Origin of the sequence: Aeromonas sp. s9 (genome assembly GCF_040907765.1) — a bacterium.
Classification (GTDB): domain Bacteria; phylum Pseudomonadota; class Gammaproteobacteria; order Enterobacterales; family Aeromonadaceae; genus Aeromonas; species Aeromonas caviae.
The window spans coordinates 88,422-105,884 of record NZ_JBFOCK010000045.1 but is presented as its reverse complement, the minus strand read 5'-3'; the positions used below and the strand labels follow the sequence as shown (position 1 = coordinate 105,884).

Sequence of the window (17,463 nt, the reverse complement as noted above, 5' to 3'; positions counted from 1 at the left end):
GAAGTCGCCATGGTCAACACCCTCAGCCGCCCAGCAGAACCAGAGTCCGACCTGGCCCAGCTCGACGCCTGCCGCCAGATCATCGGCCAGCACTGCTACAGCACCCAGGAGGAGATCCGCCGCGAGCTCTCCGCCCGCGGTTTTGCGGACATCAGCCAGTCCACCATCTCCCGCCTGCTGCGCCGTCTCGGGGTCGCCAAGGCCCAGAACGCCAACGGCAAGAAGGTCTACACCCTGGTGGACGAGCAGCTGGAGCCCGCCGGCAGCACCCGCTCCATCCACGACATGGTGCGCGCCGTGGTCCACAACCAGCAGATGGTGCTGGTGCATACCACCCCGGGGGCCGCTACCGTGGTGGCTCGCCTGCTGGATCGCAACGCCAATCCCGAGATCCTGGGGGCCGTGGCCGGCAACGACGTGGTACTGATCGCCCCGCGCCACATCAGCCGAACCCGCCAGGCTCACGCTGCCGTGGTGCGCACCCTGGAAAACGCCCGCTGACCCCTGCTGGATGCCAGAAGGCGACCCCGGGGTCGCCTTTTAGTTGCCCGCGCGGCAAGGAGCCAAGCCACGTGAGAGGCCGGGCGCCCCGCCTTGCCAGCCATCAAAAACGGGAGCCCCAGGCTCCCGTTGTTGTCCCTATGTCTGTCGGCATTCATGCCAGCACGGCGCCCAGGCTCAGGCAGAGCACGATCAGCACGGTCAGCATGCCGAGCAGCGGGGCCACCCACTTCAGCCAGCGCACATAGGGCACCTTGGCAATGGCCAGCCCCCCCATGACCACGGCGGAGGTCGGGGTCACCAGGTTCACCAGGCCGGAGGCGGACTGGTAGGCGGTGACCACCAGCTCGCGGCCCACGTTGGCGAAGTCGGCGAGCGGCGCCATGATCGGCATGGTCAGCACCGCCAGACCGGAGGAAGAGGGCACCAGGAAGGAGAGCACCACTTCCAGCACGAACATCACGTTGATGAAGACGATGGTGGAGAGGCCGGTCACTATCCCCTCTGCACTGTGCAAAATGGTATGGGTGATCATGCCGTTGTCCATCACCACGACGATACCGCGGGCGATACCGATGATGAGGGCCACGCCGAGCAGATCGCGGGCACCGTCGATGAAGTTGGAGGTCAGCTCCTCCTCGCTCATGCGGGAGATGACGCCGACGATGATGGCGGCAGCCAGGAACACGCCGGAGATCTGCGCCATCCACCAGCCCAGCACGGCCACCCCGTAGATCATCACGGCAAAGGCGGCGACGAAGATACCCAGCACGATCTTGCGGGTGGTGGTGAACTCCAGCATCTGGTCGCTCTTGTTGCCGAGGAAGTGGGCACGGTTCTCTTCCCACTTGTCGGCCACCAGGGATTTGCTGGGGTCGCTTCGCACCATCTTGGCGTAACGCATCACATAGGCCACGCAGATCAGCCAGCCGGCCACCAGCATGGCGACCCGCAACCAGATGCCGTCGGTGAAGGAGATGCCGGCCGCGTTGGCGGCGATCACGGTGGCGAACGGGTTGATGGTGGAGCCCAGGGTACCGATACCGGCCCCCAGCAGCACGGTCGCGGCAGCGACCACGGGGTCGAAGCGGGCGGCCATCATTACCGGCACCAGCAGGGTGTAGAACGGCAGAGACTCTTCCGCCATGCCGTAGATGGTGCCCCCTGCGGCGAACAGCGCCATCAGGATGGGGATCATCCACTCTTCACGGCCACGCAGGCGATCGGTGACGCGCTCGATACCAGCATCGATGGCACCTGTCTTGGTCACGATGCCAAGGAAGCCACCGATGATCAGGATGAAGAGGGAGACGTCGATGGCGCCAGCCTCATAGGTGTCGTGGTTGTAGAGACCGTCGATGGGTGCCAGCAGCACGTCGACGATCCCCTGGGGATTGGCATCCACCAGTTTGTAGGTACCGGCCACCGGCACTTCCTTGCCGAGGGCCTCGTTCATGGTCATCTCGTATTTGCCGGCCGGCACTATCCAGCTCAGGGCGGCCACCAGGGCGATCAGCACAAACAGTATCGTGTAGGCTGACGGGAACTTGAATTTGGTCATGGTCCAGCTTCCTTCTGTGGGTGTGGTATCCATGCAGGCTGCGGGTCGTAGGGTTGGAGGTATTATGCCGCTGTCACATGGTTGAAAAGCCGGGGGTCACCCCCCGGCACCACTGACGACGTCAGTCGCCCAGCGTAGCCACCATCACTGCCTTGATGGTGTGCATCCGGTTTTCCGCCTCGTCGAACACGATGCTGTGCTCGGATTCGAACACGTCCTCGGTCACTTCCAGGCCCTTCATGCCATATTTGTCGGCCACTTCCTTGCCCATTGTGGTCTCGTCGTTGTGGAACGCCGGCAGGCAGTGCATGAACTTCACATCCGGGTTCTTGGTCGCGTTGATGACGTCCATGTTGACCTGATACGGGGTCATCAGTTTGACCCGTTGATCCCAGGCTTCCTTCGCTTCGCCCATGGAGACCCAGACGTCGGTGTAGAGGAAGTCGGCACCCAGCACACCCTCTTTCACGTCTTCGGTCAGGTGGATGCGCGCACCGGTCTCTTCGGCGATGAGGCGGCAGGTGGCAACCAGCTCCTCTTCCGGCCAGAAGGCTTTCGGCGCCACCAGGCGGATGTCCATGCCCATCTTGGCGGCACCCACCATCAGGGAGTTGCCCATGTTGTTGCGGGCGTCACCCAGGTAGGCGAACTTGATCTGATCCAGACGTTTGCCCTTGCCGTGCTCCAGCATGGTCATGAAGTCCGCCAGGATCTGGGTCGGGTGGAATTCGTTGGTCAGGCCGTTCCAGACCGGCACACCGGCGTGGGCCCCCAGCTCTTCGACGATCTCCTGGCCGTAGCCGCGGTATTCGATGCCGTCATACATGCGGCCCAGCACCCGGGCGGTGTCCTTCATGGACTCCTTGTGCCCGATTTGGGAACCGCTCGGGCCGAGGTAGGAGACCTGGGCGCCCTGGTCGAAGGCCGCCACTTCGAACGCACAGCGGGTGCGGGTGGAGGTCTTCTCGAAGATCAGGGCAATGTTCTTGCCGACCAGATGCTTGCGCTCATAGCCACCGTATTTGGCTTTCTTCAGGTCGATGGCCAGATCGATCATGTATTGGATTTCGCGAGGGGTGAAGTCCAGCAGTTTCAGGAAGTTACGGTTACGCAGATTAAAAGCCATGATGAGTTCTCTCTATATTTGTTCAGACCAATTTGGCAGTGTCATTGACTACGCAGTTGTTCAGACCAGAGCCTTGGCTCAGGCATTGACGGTATTGGTGGCGACGATGTTGGTGCCGGCTTCCCCCTTGAGGATGGCGAGGCCATCTTCCAGGGCGCCGATGCCGACCATGCCGCCGGTCGCCTTGACGAATTCACAGGAGGCTTCGACCTTGGGCCCCATGGAGCCGGCATCGAACTTGACGCCAGCCAGCTCATCCGGGCTGGTGACCCGCAGCGGACGCTGGGTCGGTTTGCCCCAATCCAGATACACTGCATCGGCATCGGTCAGGATCAGCAGGGCGTCGGCCTTGATCTGCTTGGCCAGGTAGGCGGCAGACATGTCCTTGTCGATGACGGCCTCGATGCCGGTCAGGCTCTGGCCATCCCAGGTCACCGGGATGCCACCACCACCGGTACAGATGATGAGGTGACCCTGGGCGATCAGGGTTTCGATGGCGTCGCCTTCGACGATGCGCTGGGGCAGCGGGGACGGCACCACGCGGCGGAAGAACTTGCCGTCTGCCTTGACCGACCACTGCTTCTCGGCAGCCAGGGCGCGGGCCTCCACTTCTTCATAAACCGGGCCGATAAACTTGGTCGGGTTGGCAAACGCCGGATCCTGGGGATCGACCTGCACCTGGGTCAGCAGGGCGGTGACGTTGCGGCTCGGCATCAGGTTCTTCAACTCCTGGATCAGCATGTAGCCGATCATGCCCTGGGACTCGGCACCCAGCACATCCAGGGGATAGGGGGAGACCTTGGTGTAGGCGCTGTTCTGCAGGGCCAGCAGGCCGACTTGCGGGCCGTTGCCGTGCACCAGCACCACGTTGTAATCCTCGGCGATGCGGGCGATGGTCTTGGCGGCGGTGGCGATGTTCTTGCGCTGGATGTCGGCTTCCAGAGGTTCACCGCGGCGGAGCAGGGCATTGCCCCCCAGGGCGACGACGACAGTTGGTTTTTTCATGGGTGTTACTCTCGAATTCGGGTGTGTGTGGCGCCAGCCTCTGCCGGCGCCACGCCGTCTTGTCAGATGCCGTCACGTTCCATCGGGCAGCTCATGCAGCGGGCGCCGCCGCGGCCACGTCCCAGCTCTTCACCCGGGATGGGCAGCACAGTGATGCCGGCCTTGTCGTACTTCTCGTTGGTGTAGGTGTTGCGCTCGTAACCCACCACCACGCCGGGGCGCACGGTCAGCACGTTGTTGGCGTCATTCCACTGCTCCCGCTCGGCCTCGAAGCTGTCGCCGCCGGTGGTGATGAGCCTGAGCTGATCCACCCCCAGCGCCTTCTCGATGGCGGTCACGAAGTAACCCTCTTCCTTGATGTTCATCCCGGTGGCTCCGCCCGGGGTCAGGCTCCAGCAGTTCACATCCTTGCGGATGACTTCCGGATAGACGGAGAAGGTGTCGACATCCATGTGGGTCATGACGGTGTCGAGGTGCATGCAGCTGCGGTGTTTCGGCAGCTCCATGGCGATGACCTGCTTGGCCTGACCGTGCTTGAACAGGCTGCGGGCCAGATGCTCCACCCCTTGCGGCGTGGTGCGCTCGGACATGCCGATGAGCACGGCGCCTCGGCCGATGACCAGGACGTCGCCCCCTTCGATGGTGGAGTTGTCGTAGTCGCGCTCCTCGTCACCGAAGTACTTGATGAACTCCTGACCGGCAAACTGCGGGTGCCAGCGGTAGATCGCCTTCACGTGGTTGGTCTCGCGACGACGGGCGGCCTTGGCCATGGGGTTGATGGAGACGCCGCCATAGACCCAGCAGGAGGTATCGCGGGTGAAGAGGTGGTTGGGCAGCGGTTCGATGATGAAATCGGTCGGGGCATGCATGCCGACCACCATGTTGACGCCGCTGTAGGGCATCTCGGAGTAGGTGAGGCCGCCGGAGAGGATGCGGGCCAGCTCGCGGTGAGGCATGTCCGCCAGGAAGCAGCGCACGTCGTTGGCCAGGGCAGTGCCGAGGCGATAGTCGGAGACCTGGTGTTGCAGCAGCCAGGCTTTGGCTTCCGGCACGTCCAGGGTTTCCGCCAGCAGATTGGTCAGGAGGAAGACTTCGACATTTTGATCGCGCAGTACCTGAGCGAATTTGTCGTGCTCCTGACCGGCACGTTCCACGGACAGGACGTCGTCAAACAGCAGATCCTGGCAGTTGGAAGGGGTCAGACGCTTCAGACTGAGGTTGGGGCGGTGCAACATGACACGGCGCAACTGGCCAACTTCAGAACCTACATAAAATTTGCTCATGATGATATTCCGTCTAGCAGTGGTCCCTGCGAGTGATTGAATAGATTCCTTCTATTCAGGCTCGTGGCTAAGGCGGGATATTCTTTATGTAGGGTACTCGGCTTGTGTTCTATCCTGCCCTTGCCTTTCGACGCAGAGATTAGGTCTGGCAACTCCACCAAACTTGGACATTGATCACATTCACCCGAGACTGCATAAATTCAGAAGTTAATTTATGATGGAGTTTACATATCTGACATTTCCCTCACCCTCCATCCGGCATAAATACGCAATAAAGCCCCAACATATTCCACAAAGAGCGCAATTTCATTCATCCATGATATCCACAAATGGATATCCACAAATAAAAAACATCAAATAAATCATTACATTAAAATCAAAATGCTCATTTTTTGAATAAAGCTCACCCAACTTTGAATTTAATCTCGCTTATCATCCCGTTTGCTCCCAAATAAATAATCACCTGCTCCTTTATCGCTGAATAATCCATCTCTTGTCCCAGATCATGGCGGCCCGACCGGGCCAGATGGCGAGCCTCATCGCCAAGTCGTGTGCACTATCTCTTTTATATGGATATGCATTTTGCACGCATCCTGATGGCGACTTTTTCACCGACCGGTGTGCAACCGGGATTCAAAGTTTTTTCATTAGTTGAATTTTTTCAGTCACCTTGCGCCGATTTCGGGTTCGCCTTAACTCAAAAAGTGATGCTTGTCACATTCGTTCCCGTCACCAAGGAGATAACCATGAAGATCCCGTCGCTGTTTCTGCTCGTCGCCCTGGTCCTGCCCATGACACCGGCCCTGGTGCATGCCCAGGGAGCCCCCGCCATGCCGCTGGTGGTCTGTCACGTTGACCAGGCACCCCAGATGCTGGTACCCGCCTACCTATGCCAATGGTACGGTGGCAGCCAGCACCCCTGACCCTCTCGCCCAAGGGGAGGCGATCTCCTCTTGGGTCATCTCAGCTTTCCCTCCTTTACCTCCTGAATGGGATCCGGACCACGCCACCAGCATCATGCCCGCTGCCCGCCCTCATCTGCGATCGACACTGACCGGCCTCCCAGGATTCTGAACCGCAGTTAAACGCCTTGTGAGACATTCGCCATATACTGCGTAAGTAAAGTGCCAACAAAATTCTCGCCATAGTCGGAAGATACGCGTGAAAAAACAGCACGATAGATCATTAAAACCATGATTTTAAAAAAGATAACTTCATTATCCTTTCTCGGGAAACCAGTTTGAAAAAAACGTTTTTCAGCATGTCATTGTCGCCCTGCGCGAAATCCTTATAGTTACTCCTGCACGGACGCAATGAAGTCGGTCAGGAAGACTGGCTGCCAGGGTTGGGCAAATGGACTCACCACAGGATGTGGTAAAGGACACCTCCCAGGACGGAGAAAGTGCGACGGGAACGGATGACTCGTCAGGCCATGATGGCTAAAGGACACCCCAAAGGATTGGGAAGGGGAAACCTAAAGGAAGAGGTATAGTCAGGGATTGCAGGGAGCAACTTCGTTCAAGGATATGAGCGATAAGACTATCGGGGGCGACGCAAGTCGCCCCCATCTTTTTTGGGTATTTTTCACGTCTGCCCGCTGATGGGTCACCCCGACCACGGCATTGCTGGCCAGGGTAACCGGGACTCGCCCAGCCGGCGCTATTCCAGCCGGAAGTGCCCCACTATCTCCCGCAGCCTGTCATAGGTGCGCTGCATGGCATTCGAGCTGTCCACGGTGCGCTCGCCATTCCCCTTGAGCTGGGTGATCACCTCGGCGATGGCACTCATGTTGCGATTGATCTCCTCGGCGACGGCACTCTGCTCCTCCGCGGCCGTGGCGATATGGCTGATGAGATCGTTGATCTCCACCACTTCTCCCGCCATCAGATCCAGTGACGCATTCACCTTGCTGGTGTTTTCCGCCGCATCCTGGCAGCTCTGCCGGGTGTTGCCCATGGCAGCCACCACGGTCTGGGTGCCCCGTTGCAGCCGGGTCAGCATGGTCTGGATCTCGGCAGTGCTCTTCTGGGTGCGTCCCGCCAGAGAGCGCACTTCGTCCGCCACCACCGCAAACCCCCGCCCCTGCTCACCAGCCCGGGCCGCCTCGATGGCGGCGTTGAGGGCCAGCAAGTTGGTCTGCTCTGCGATGCCACCGATGACCCCGAGAATCGAGCCTATCTGCTGCACATCCTGCTGCATGGCTTCGATGGAGTGTGCCGTGGTCTCCACCTCCGTCACCAGCGCAGTGACGCTGGCCATGGCCTGATCCACCACCTGACGCGACTGGTTGGCCAGTTGCTGGCTCTGGCCGGTCAGCTGGGCAGTATTGGCCGCGCTCTCCGATACCGAGACGGCAGTACGGCTCATCTCGTTGATGGCGGTGACCACCTGTTCGGTCTCCCGCACATGCTCCGCCAGCAGGCCCTGGGCCGACCCCGTCTGCCTCGCCAATGCCGATATCCCTTCATTGAGCTGGCCGCTCGCTTGTCTCACCTCCCCCATCATGCCCTGCAACTGCTCGATGAAACGGTTGATGCCCGCCGAGATCTGGCCGAGATCATCCTTGCTGGTCACCGTGAGCCGGCGGGTCAGATCCCCATTGCCCTGGGAGAGCTCCTGTACCAGGTCGCGCAGGGAGAGGATGGGTCTATAGGCCAGGTTGAGGGCCACCATGGAGAGGGCCAGTACCAGCACCGCCACCCCGAGCAGGGCCAGGGTGATCTTGCCGTTGAGCGCCTGGGTCATGGCCCGGATATAGTCGAGATCCACATAACCGGTCAGGGTCCACTCGCTGCCGCGAATATCCAGCTTGTTGGGGCGGCTCTCGCTCTCTCCCTGGGGCTTGCTGCTGTAGAGCACCTGTCCCTGACTGTCGGTGAGGGAGAAGTAACGCCCTTCCCCGCTTACCTTGGTCAGCAGCGTCTTGAACTCGCTCATGTCGAGGTAGTAGAGGTAGGCTGAGTCTGCACCGCGCGGCACCAGGATGGAGATGACTGGTTTGCCGTCCAGCTGCTCCAGCGGGCTGACGGTGATCTGGTTGTTGGCGGCGGGGATCAGCTTGCGCAGGGCATCAACCCTAGCCTTGTCGTCGATGATCCCGTTCGCGTCGAATGCCATGTCGCCAATGAGCTTGACGATGTTGTGAAAGCCGGTCTCCTGCAGCGCCTTCTTGACGCTGGTCACCCCGAGGTTGAGGTTGGCGGCCAGCAGCACCTTCTGGTTGATGTCACCCGCCAGCTTCTCCCTGACCAGGGTGATCTGCTCGTTGATGTTCTGGGTGGCCTGGGTGCGGATGTAGCCGCTGATGAAATGGTTGACGCTGAACCAGGCGGTACCGATGGTGACCAGAATGGCGAGCAGCAACAGTACGTTGATTTTGACTTTGAATGCCATGGTATGGGTCCCTCCAAAGAGAAAGGGCCGGGATGACCCGGCCCTCCCTGCCAATGCTTACTTCTTCTTGGCGTACTTCATGGAGTCCAGGGCTACCGCCAGGATGATGATGCCGCCCTTGATGATGAACTGCCAGTAAGGGCTGACACCGATGTAGGTCAAACCATAGTTGATCAGCGTGAAGATAAGTACGCCGGTGATCACACCCGCGACAGTTCCCACACCGCCGGCAAACGAAACGCCCCCCACCACGCAGGCCGCGATGGCATCCAGCTCGTACATGAAGCCGAGGTTGTTGGTGGCACTGCCGATCCGCCCCGCTTCCAGCATGCCGCCGAAGGCGTAGAAGACACCGGCCAGGGCATAGATGACCACCAGGTTGACGGCGACGTTGACGCCGGACACCTTGGCCGCTTCCGGGTTGCCACCGATGGCGAAGATGTTCTTACCAAAGCGGGTCTTGTTCCACAGCACCCAGACGAAGACGCTGGCGATGGCCGCATAGAAGGTCAGGTACGAGAGCTTGAACCCACCAATCCGGATGAAGCCCTGCGCAAAGTTGGAGAAGCGAGGATCAAACCCGGCTACCGGAGAAGCCCCCACGGAGTCGAAATAGAGGGAGTTGATGCCGTAAACGATGATCATGGTGCCCAGGGTGGTGATGAAGGGCGTCACGTTCAGGTAGGCGACGATCAGGCCGTTGACCAGACCAATCAGGGCGCCCACCACGCACACCAGCAGGATCACCGCCGGAATGGGCACCTCCCCCAGGGTGGGGAAGACCTTGTTGACGTTGGTCAGGGCCTGCAGCATGGTGGCCGCGATCAGCGCTGCCAGGCCGACCTGGCGACCGGCCGACAGGTCAGTACCCTGGGTGATGATGATGCCCGCCACCCCGAGGGCAATGATGACCCGTACCGAGGACTGGGTCAGGATGTTGCTGAGGTTGGTGAGGCTGAGGAAGGAGGGCTCCTTGATCACGATGATCATGAGCAACACCAGCAACACCACATAGATGCCGTTCTCTTTGAGCGCCTGCATCAGATTGAAATTTTTAGCCGACTCCATAATGTCTTCCTGTCTTTATAGGTACAGAGATGCCAGGCGCAGGATCTCGCTCTGGTCAGTTTCTTTGGTGTTGACGATCCCCGCGACCCGGCCATTGCTCATGACCATGATGCGGTCCGTGATGCCGAGCAGTTCCGGCATTTCGGAGGAGATGATGACGATGCCCTTGTCCTTCTTCGCCAGCTCCAGGATGAGCTGGTAGATCTCGAACTTGGCGCCGACGTCGATACCCCGGGTCGGTTCATCCAGCATCAGGATCTCGGGCTGGGTCAGCAGCCAGCGACCGATGATCACCTTCTGCTGGTTGCCACCGGAGAGGGAGCCGATCTGGGTCTGCTGGGTCGGTGTCTTGACCCGCATGGAGTCGATGACCCACTGGGTATCGCTCTTCATCTTGTTGTCGCTGAGCAGCCCCATGGATCCCTTGTAGTTGTCCATGTTGGCGATCAGGGAGTTGAAGGCGATGTCGAGGCGTGAATAGATCCCGGTGGAGCGGCGCTCCTCGGTCACCAGGGCGAAGCCGTTCTGGATCGCCTCGTGGGCGTTGTGGTTCGCCACCTCTTTGCCGTGCAGCTTGATGGTCCCTTCGCTGCGATCGCGGATGCCGAACAGGGTCTCCACGATGTCGGTGCGCTTGGCCCCCACCAGACCGGCGATGCCGAGGATCTCCCCCTTGTGCAGGTTGAAGGTCACGTCCTTGATGGAAGGCTGGTTCTTGGCCGTCAGGTGCTCGACCTCGAGGATCACCTCTTTGGGCTGGTTGGTTTTTTCCGGGAAGCGCTGGGTGAGCTCGCGGCCGACCATCATGCCGATGATCTGATCCATGGTCATGCCCTGGAGGGGCTGGGTCGCCACCCACTGGCCATCCCGCAATATGGTGATCTCGTCACAGAGCTGGAAGATCTCTTCCATCTTGTGGGAGATGTAGACGATGCCGCACCCCTTCTCCTTGAGCTTGTTGATGATCTTGAAGAGGTGGTTAACCTCTTTCTCGGTCAGGGAGGAGGTGGGTTCGTCCATGATGACGATCTTGGCGTCATAGGAGAATGCCTTGGCAATCTCGATCATCTGCATCTGGGAAACCGACAGGGTGCCGACCTTGACCCTGGGGTCGATATCGATGTCCAGCTCCTCGAAGATATGCTTGGTGTCCTGATACATCTTGCCGTGGTCGACAAACAGTCCCTTGGTGGGATAGCGGCCGAGCCACATGTTGTCCATCACGGTGCGTTGCAGTACCAGGTTCAGCTCCTGGTGCACCATGGAAACGCCATTCTCCAGCGCCTCTTTGGACGAGGTGAAGTTGATCTCCTGTCCCTTGAAGAAGATCTTGCCCTGATCCTTCTCGTAGATGCCGAACAGGCACTTGAGCAGCGTGGACTTCCCTGCGCCATTCTCGCCCATCAACGCATGCACAGAATGAGGACGGACCCGTAAATTGACATTATCGAGTGCCTTGACGCCAGGAAAGCTCTTACTGACGTCAATCATCTCCAACAGCCATTCTGATTGTTGCCGTGTTGTCATATCAGCCATCACATCTGGTTGAAAAGAGGGCAAGGGGATCTCCCTTGCCCTGAGGGGAGGAATTACTCGAATTGGGACAGGTTGTCTTTGTCTACGCCCACGTAGGCAACGCGGACGACCTTGTTGTCGATCTTCCAGTTGGTGCCTTCACCGGCCGGCTTGCCTTCGGCCAGGTTCTTGGTCAGCTCGAAGGTGGCCTTGGCCTGGTTGGCCGCATCGTTCAGCACGGTACCGGCCATGGCACCGCTCTTGACCATGGCCAGGGCTTCCGGCAGGGCGTCAACACCGAACACCGGGATGGCGGTCTTGCCCTGGGCCTTCAGGGATTCCACGGCGCCCATCGCCATGCCGTCGTTGTTGGCGATGACCACTTCGATCTTGTTGGCGTTCGGACCGGAGATCCAGGCGTCCATCTTGTCCTTCGCCATGGCGGTATCCCACATACCGGTATCCATGTGCAGCTGCTCGGTCTTGATGCCGCCATCGTTCAGAGTCTTGACGACGTAGGTGGTGCGGGCTTCTGCATCCGGGTGGCCAGGCTCCCCTTTCAGCAGCACGAACTGGATGACGCCATCCTTGTTCAGATCCCACTCGGGGTGCGCTTTCCAGTGCTTGGCGATCAGCTGGCCCTGGATGATGCCGGACTCCTTGGAGTCGGTGCCCACGTAGTAGGCCTTGTCATAGCTGGCCAGGTCGGCCGCGCTCGGTTCCTTGTTGTAGAAGACCACGGGGATCTCGTCCGCACGGGCTTTCTCAATCACGACAGGGGCCGCCGCCGGGTCAACCAGGTTGATGGCCAGGGCCTTCACGCCCTTGGCCAGCAGTACGTCGATCTGGTCGTTCTGCTTGGACTGGTCGTTCTGGGAGTCGTTCATCAGCAGTTCCACACCCGGGGTGGCCGCCGCTTCTTTCTCGATGGCCTTGCGTACCACGGCCATGAAGTTGTCGTCGTACTTGTAGACGGTGACCCCGATACGGGTATCGGCCTGGGCTTGGGCTCCCGCCATCAGTCCCATCAGCAAGGTGGCAACTGTCGTGAGTTTTTTCATTGTTATGCTCCGATCTCTATCTGTTTTTTGTAGGGAATTCTGTACACCGTTTGAGCTGGCGCCAGCCTAATGTAATCAGTTTGTTGTGAGGCGGTCTGTGATCCTGGCAACAAAATGAAAACGTTTACACTCTGTTACATAGCCGTAATATTGTTAAAAATTAAATAGTTACGTGAGAAACCGCCTTTGAGTCTCGCCATCTCGCGACGGCGGGTCCGGCTAGCTCAGACGGCAGTGCCAGTGATAACGCCCCGGCAACAGCCAGAACTCGGGCCGCACGCTCTGGCTCCAGGAGTCGTCGCCTCCTACCCCCATGTGGAAGCCATCGAGGCACAGGTGCGTGCCCCCCAGAGCCACCAGATCGGTCTGGTGACGGGCTTCGGCCAGCTGCTGCTGACTGTAGCGGCTGACGCTGAAGTGGAAGCGTCCCTCCACCGCCAGATCCCCCAGTTGCAGTGCGCGGGTATCGCAGCGCAGTCCGTTGTCGGTGGGGAAGACATAAGGGGTGTGCAACGCCTCGATGGGCAATTGCCAGCGACCGAGATCGGCGGCGAGCCGGCGATCCGGGTAATTCTCGTGGGGGCCAAGCCCCAGCCAGCTCACCGGGGCACCTTCGGCCGGTTCATCAGCCAGCCAGAGCCGGGCACCGATGCGCGGCAGGGAGGGCATGTCGGCGGCCACCTCCACCTCGATGGCGAGGTGCATGGCGCCCTCCCCGTCCACCCTGTGATGCCAGCGGGTCAGGATCTTCGGCTCGTCACCCACGAAGTAGCCGTGGTGCGCCGTGATGAGACCCAGCTCCGGACTCGCCTCCAGGCCGAGACAGCGGTGCTGCAGATCATTGAGTCCGGCCTCCTGCCAGCGGGCAATCCAGGCGTTGGGATCGGCGTGATCCGCCTCGCTGGTGCCGATATCGTTGTCGAGCGGCGCCCGATAGAAGTGATCGGCGATGGCGTCGCGCAGCCGCTCGCGGCCCTGCTTCTGCCAGCTGACGATGCGACCACTGGCCTTGTCGAGCTGCCACAGGGAATCTGCGGCGCCAAGCACCCAGTGATCGCGCTGCTCGGTCAGGCTGACCGCCGGGCAGGCCGACGGCAGCGCCAGGGGCGCGGGCAACAGGCATTGCTGGCGAGCCACCTCGTGACCCGCTCCGGCCCAGGCCGTGGCGGTGGGCTGCACGATGGCGAGATCCAGCCAGGCAAGCGCCCCCGGCGCAAAGGCCGGCAGTTGCTCCAGCAGGGTCAGCGTCACGCTCCCCCGGGGGGCCAGCTCGAGCGGGCATTCACCCTGGCTCACCACCACGCCGTCTTCACACAGACGCCACTGCAGGCGTTCGTTGTCCGTCTCGCGGAACAGGTATTCGCTGCGGATCTCCACCGTCAGCGGCTGGCGACCCTGCAGGGTCAGAACAAAGGGCTGCTGGGCACGCCGGGCTTCAAACAGGGAGGGATGGGGGGTGCGATCGGGGAACAGCAGGCCGTTGCAGCAGAACTGGCGATCGTTGGGAGTGTCGCCGAAATCGCCACCATAGGCCCAGAAATGGCGGCCATCGTCGGTCTGCTTGTCCAGCCCCTGATCGACCCAATCCCAGACAAACCCACCCTGCAGCCGCGGATGATCGCGAAATGCCTGCCAGTAATGGGCATAGCCCCCCAGGCTGTTGCCCATGGCGTGGGCGTATTCGCACAGGATCAGCGGCCGGGTCTCTTCCGGCAGGCCGATCCACTTGGCCAGCGCCCACTTGGGCACCGCCGGGAAAGGTTGATCCTGGTGGGTACGGGCATACATGGGGCAGATGATGTCGGTGGCCGGGGTGTCGGCCCCGCCCCCTTCGTACTGCACCGGGCGGCTGGGATCCGCCCCCTTCACCCAGCGATACATGGCGTCGTGGGCCGGACCATAACCGGATTCGTTCCCCAGGGACCAGATGATGATGCAGGGGTGGTTGAAGTCCCGGGCCACCATGCGGGTAACACGCTCCAGGAAGGCGTTGCTCCAGGCGGGATCCCGCGCCAGCCGCCCCATGGGGGTCATGCCGTGGGTCTCCAGGTTCGCCTCGTCCACCACATAGAGGCCGAGCCGGTCGCACAGGCGATAGAGCTCGGGGTGATTGGGATAGTGGGAGCAGCGCACCGCGTTGAAGTTGTGCCGCTTCATCAGCAGCAGATCCTGCTCCATGTCGGCCGGGGTCACCACGTGACCCGTGGCGGGATGGTGTTCATGGCGATTGGCACCACGAATCAGCAGGGGTTGGCCGTTGACCCGCAGCAGGCCGCCACGGATCTCCACCGCCCGAAAGCCCACGTCATGGGCCTCGCTCTCGAGGACGCTTCCTTGCTCGTCCAGCAGGGTCAGGGTCAGGCGATAGAGGTGCGGGGTCTCGGCGCTCCACTTGTGTGGCGCCGTTACCATCAGCCACAGCTCGGCGCGATCGTCATACACCCCTTTCTCGTCGATGGCCTGGGTGCCGATCCGCTGGCGCAGGGTCGCGACCCGCTCGTCGCCATCATAGAGGTTGGCCTCCACCGACAGACCGGCTCCGTTGGCCGCCTGCAATTCAACCTTGAGGCGGGCATCCCGGTAGCAGGCGTCGAGCTCGGGCGTCACCCGGATATCCATCAGATGACGGGTCGGTTTGTGCAGCAGGCTGACGGAGCGGAAGATGCCGCTCATGCGCCACATGTCCTGATCTTCCAGATAGGAGCCGTCAGACCAGCGCAGCACCAGGACGGCGAGGCGGTTGGCCCCGGCCTGAAGGAAGGGGGTCAGATCGAATTCCGCCGGCAGCCGGCTGTCCTGGGAGTAACCGACCCAGCGGCCGTTGCAGAAGAGGTGAAACGCGCTGTCCACCCCGTCGAAGATGATCCGGGTCTGTCCCTCGGCCAGCCAGTCCGCAGCAACGGTGAACTCGCGGGAGTAGCAACCGGTGGGGTTCTCGGCAGGCACCCGGGGCGGGTCGCAGGGAAAGGGGTACTTGATGTTGGTGTAGATGGGCACATCCGTGACGGGCCGCGTCCCCGGGTAGGCCGCAGCCAGTTGCCAGTTGCCCGGCACCTTGATGGGGCAGGCATCCGGCAGATCCTCCACCAGCCACTGCTCCGGCACCCGCTCCGGGGCCTCGAACCAGGAGAACTGCCACTCGCCGTCCAGCAGCAGGCGGGAAGGTGACAACCCCCCCATCCTGGCTTCCCCTTCACTGCGCCAACTGGACAAGGGGGTATGGGCTGGCAACCGGTTCACGGCGGTGATCCCCTGGGTCTGCCAATCCTGACGGGCCACTATCTCCCTGAGCATGCTTCACTTCTCCCTGCATTCACGCTGAAAACCACTGCAGTGTAGGAGAGTTTTGCCCGGTGATCGGCGATCCCGCTCACACAGATGTAAACGATTACACTCATTTTGTTAAGTAAAACGGAGTAAAAATCGGATAAATCCGGGTAAATGACCCCATGGGGGAAAAAGCGGACCTTCGGAAGGGCAAAAGATGCCCGGGAGTGTGAAACCGGGAGGCAATGGCCGAGCCAGCGGAGCAAGCCATGGCAAAGACACTACATCGCGCCCCCCTCGCCTCATCAGGTGCTGGAGCGCCTCAACCCGGTTCCGGGCACGCAGCCCGGCCTCTCGAAGGAGCGCGCAGAGGCCACGATCGCCCCTGCCCGGCGCAGAGAAAAGCCATGACGGGCGTCTGGCAGGATCTGGCAAGAAGTGAGGCTCGGCAGGCCGGGGGAGAGGGGCTCGTGACAGACGAGCGGGAAGAGCTGCCGAGTTCGGCAGGCAGGGAGCGTGAGGGGACCGTTGTCACTCCTCAGACAGTCCTTTATGGTCTGCGCTAGCCATGCTCTGAGCTATCTATCGTCTGAGCTATGGGGGCGCTTTATATGCTGCAGTACGGGTTCGCCAGGTGCAGCGCTTGCGCCGACGGGGGCGCAAGCGCTGCGATCAGGACCTGACGGGAGCGACCGAATGGCGGTTGATCAGGGTGGGGGTATAGATGCGGCTCTGCACCGATTCGCTCTCCCCTGCGGCGAGTTGCAGCGCCAGCTTGGCCGCCTGGGCCGCCATCAGCTCGATGGGATAGCGCATGGTGGAGAGCTTGGGTCTCAGGTATCTGGCGTAGATGATGTCATCGAAGCCCACCACCGAGACCTCTTCCGGCACCTTGAGGCCGTTGTCCGCCAGCACGGAGATGGCCCCTGCCGCCATGGCGTCGTTGTAGGCCACCACCGCCGTGATGGGCAACCCCTTGGCCAGCAGGTTGAGCATGGCGCGCTCGCCCCCCTCTTCATTGGGCATGCCGCTCTCCACCAGCTCGGGATCGGCGAAGACCTCCGCCTCCGCCAGGGCATCCTGATAGCCCTGGTGGCGCAACAGCGCATCCTCGATGGCGTGATCCGAGCTCAGGAAGGCGATATGGCGGTGGCCGAGATCCAGCAGATGACGGGTGGCGGTCGCCGCACCCTGGCGGTTGTTGAGGGCGATGCAGCGCCCCCTCAGACTCGGAATGTCGCGGTTGATCAGCACCATGCCGGGGGCGCGCAGGGCGTAGTCGACCAGCTCCTCGTCGCTGAGCGCCTTGCTGTGCACCACCAGTGCCTCGCAGCGTTTGCCGATGAGCAGCTCGATGGCCTCCCGCTCCTGCTGGGCGCGGTGAAAACCATTACCCATCAACAGGTGCAAGCCCTGCTCCACCGCCACTGCCGCGACCCCTTTGACTAGGGCGCCGAAGAAAGGATCCGCCACGTCGCCCACCACCACTCCCATGGTGTCACAGGTCTGGCTGACCAGGGCCCGCGCGTTGGCGTTGGGGGTATAGCCCAGCTCGGCCATGGCCTTCAGCACCACCTCGCGGGAGGCGGCACTGGCCTTGGGTGAGTTGTTCATCACCCGTGAAACCGTTGCCACTGACACATTGGCCAAACGGGCGACATCCTTGATGGTGCTCATGCTGTT

At 61.2% G+C, this 17,463-nt stretch carries 12 protein-coding genes; 2 read left to right on the top strand and 10 right to left on the bottom strand.

Annotation, left to right across the window (positions count from 1 at the left end; all coding sequences use genetic code 11):
* Window positions 1-9 precede the first annotated feature (9 nt).
* A complete protein-coding gene (locus tag AB5Y54_RS09350; RefSeq protein ID WP_039039633.1) occupies window positions 10-501 on the top strand; it encodes an arginine repressor in 492 nt (163 codons plus the stop codon).
* 154 nt (window positions 502-655) lie between these two features.
* Here the strand turns inward: AB5Y54_RS09350 and AB5Y54_RS09345 are convergent, their stop codons facing one another.
* From AB5Y54_RS09345 to arcA, 4 genes are all read right to left on the bottom strand, one after another.
* Window positions 656-2,062, bottom strand: coding sequence for a YfcC family protein (locus AB5Y54_RS09345; protein WP_010676008.1), 1,407 nt, complete (start codon window positions 2,060-2,062; stop codon window positions 656-658).
* A 121-nt stretch (window positions 2,063-2,183) separates the two neighbouring features.
* Complete coding sequence (gene argF, locus AB5Y54_RS09340; RefSeq protein WP_010676009.1) at window positions 2,184-3,188, bottom strand: ornithine carbamoyltransferase; 1,005 nt, start codon at window positions 3,186-3,188, stop codon at window positions 2,184-2,186.
* A gap of 78 nt (window positions 3,189-3,266) precedes the next feature.
* Window positions 3,267-4,193, bottom strand: coding sequence for a carbamate kinase (locus tag AB5Y54_RS09335; RefSeq protein ID WP_053288028.1), 927 nt, complete (start codon window positions 4,191-4,193; stop codon window positions 3,267-3,269).
* A gap of 62 nt (window positions 4,194-4,255) precedes the next feature.
* Entirely contained in the window at window positions 4,256-5,476 is a 1,221-nt protein-coding gene (gene arcA, locus AB5Y54_RS09330; protein ID WP_010676011.1) for an arginine deiminase, read from the bottom strand.
* Window positions 5,477-6,222: 746 nt separating this feature from the next.
* On the opposite strand from arcA, the gene AB5Y54_RS09325 reads away from it, so the two are divergent.
* Window positions 6,223-6,399: a hypothetical protein gene (locus tag AB5Y54_RS09325; protein WP_010676012.1), complete on the top strand. Its 177-nt coding sequence runs from the start codon at window positions 6,223-6,225 to the stop codon at window positions 6,397-6,399.
* Window positions 6,400-7,135: 736 nt separating this feature from the next.
* Here AB5Y54_RS09325 and AB5Y54_RS09320 read toward each other — a convergent pair.
* From AB5Y54_RS09320 to AB5Y54_RS09295, 6 genes are all read right to left on the bottom strand, one after another.
* Window positions 7,136-8,869, bottom strand: coding sequence for a methyl-accepting chemotaxis protein (locus AB5Y54_RS09320; RefSeq protein WP_368153496.1), 1,734 nt, complete (start codon window positions 8,867-8,869; stop codon window positions 7,136-7,138).
* A 57-nt stretch (window positions 8,870-8,926) separates the two neighbouring features.
* The gene (mglC, locus tag AB5Y54_RS09315; protein ID WP_010676014.1) at window positions 8,927-9,937 is read right to left on the bottom strand and encodes a galactose/methyl galactoside ABC transporter permease MglC; all 1,011 of its coding nucleotides are present in this window, start codon (window positions 9,935-9,937) and stop codon (window positions 8,927-8,929) included.
* 15 nt (window positions 9,938-9,952) lie between these two features.
* The gene (gene mglA, locus AB5Y54_RS09310; protein ID WP_043153953.1) at window positions 9,953-11,473 is read right to left on the bottom strand and encodes a galactose/methyl galactoside ABC transporter ATP-binding protein MglA; all 1,521 of its coding nucleotides are present in this window, start codon (window positions 11,471-11,473) and stop codon (window positions 9,953-9,955) included.
* A 53-nt stretch (window positions 11,474-11,526) separates the two neighbouring features.
* A complete protein-coding gene (gene mglB / locus AB5Y54_RS09305) occupies window positions 11,527-12,513 on the bottom strand; it encodes a galactose/glucose ABC transporter substrate-binding protein MglB (protein ID WP_010676016.1) in 987 nt (328 codons plus the stop codon).
* Window positions 12,514-12,732: 219 nt separating this feature from the next.
* Entirely contained in the window at window positions 12,733-15,807 is a 3,075-nt protein-coding gene (locus AB5Y54_RS09300) for a beta-galactosidase (protein ID WP_368153493.1), read from the bottom strand.
* Between the two features lie 645 nt (window positions 15,808-16,452).
* The gene (locus tag AB5Y54_RS09295; protein WP_042882348.1) at window positions 16,453-17,457 is read right to left on the bottom strand and encodes a substrate-binding domain-containing protein; all 1,005 of its coding nucleotides are present in this window, start codon (window positions 17,455-17,457) and stop codon (window positions 16,453-16,455) included.
* Window positions 17,458-17,463 lie beyond the last annotated feature (6 nt).

What these genes read in the sequence shown, in the direction of transcription:
- argF (WP_010676009.1), bottom strand. Translation starts at nt 3,188, where the DNA reads ATGGCTTTTAATCTGCGTAACCGTAACTTCCTGAAACTGCTGGACTTC.
- AB5Y54_RS09345 (WP_010676008.1), bottom strand. Translation starts at nt 2,062, where the DNA reads ATGACCAAATTCAAGTTCCCGTCAGCCTACACGATACTGTTTGTGCTG.
- arcA (WP_010676011.1), bottom strand. Translation starts at nt 5,476, where the DNA reads ATGAGCAAATTTTATGTAGGTTCTGAAGTTGGCCAGTTGCGCCGTGTC.
- mglA (WP_043153953.1), bottom strand. Translation starts at nt 11,473, where the DNA reads ATGGCTGATATGACAACACGGCAACAATCAGAATGGCTGTTGGAGATG.
- AB5Y54_RS09325 (WP_010676012.1), top strand. Translation starts at nt 6,223, where the DNA reads ATGAAGATCCCGTCGCTGTTTCTGCTCGTCGCCCTGGTCCTGCCCATG.
- mglB (WP_010676016.1), bottom strand. Translation starts at nt 12,513, where the DNA reads ATGAAAAAACTCACGACAGTTGCCACCTTGCTGATGGGACTGATGGCG.
- AB5Y54_RS09295 (WP_042882348.1), bottom strand. Translation starts at nt 17,457, where the DNA reads ATGAGCACCATCAAGGATGTCGCCCGTTTGGCCAATGTGTCAGTGGCA.
- AB5Y54_RS09350 (WP_039039633.1), top strand. Translation starts at nt 10, where the DNA reads ATGGTCAACACCCTCAGCCGCCCAGCAGAACCAGAGTCCGACCTGGCC.
- AB5Y54_RS09300 (WP_368153493.1), bottom strand. Translation starts at nt 15,807, where the DNA reads ATGCTCAGGGAGATAGTGGCCCGTCAGGATTGGCAGACCCAGGGGATC.
- AB5Y54_RS09335 (WP_053288028.1), bottom strand. Translation starts at nt 4,193, where the DNA reads ATGAAAAAACCAACTGTCGTCGTCGCCCTGGGGGGCAATGCCCTGCTC.
- AB5Y54_RS09320 (WP_368153496.1), bottom strand. Translation starts at nt 8,869, where the DNA reads ATGGCATTCAAAGTCAAAATCAACGTACTGTTGCTGCTCGCCATTCTG.
- mglC (WP_010676014.1), bottom strand. Translation starts at nt 9,937, where the DNA reads ATGGAGTCGGCTAAAAATTTCAATCTGATGCAGGCGCTCAAAGAGAAC.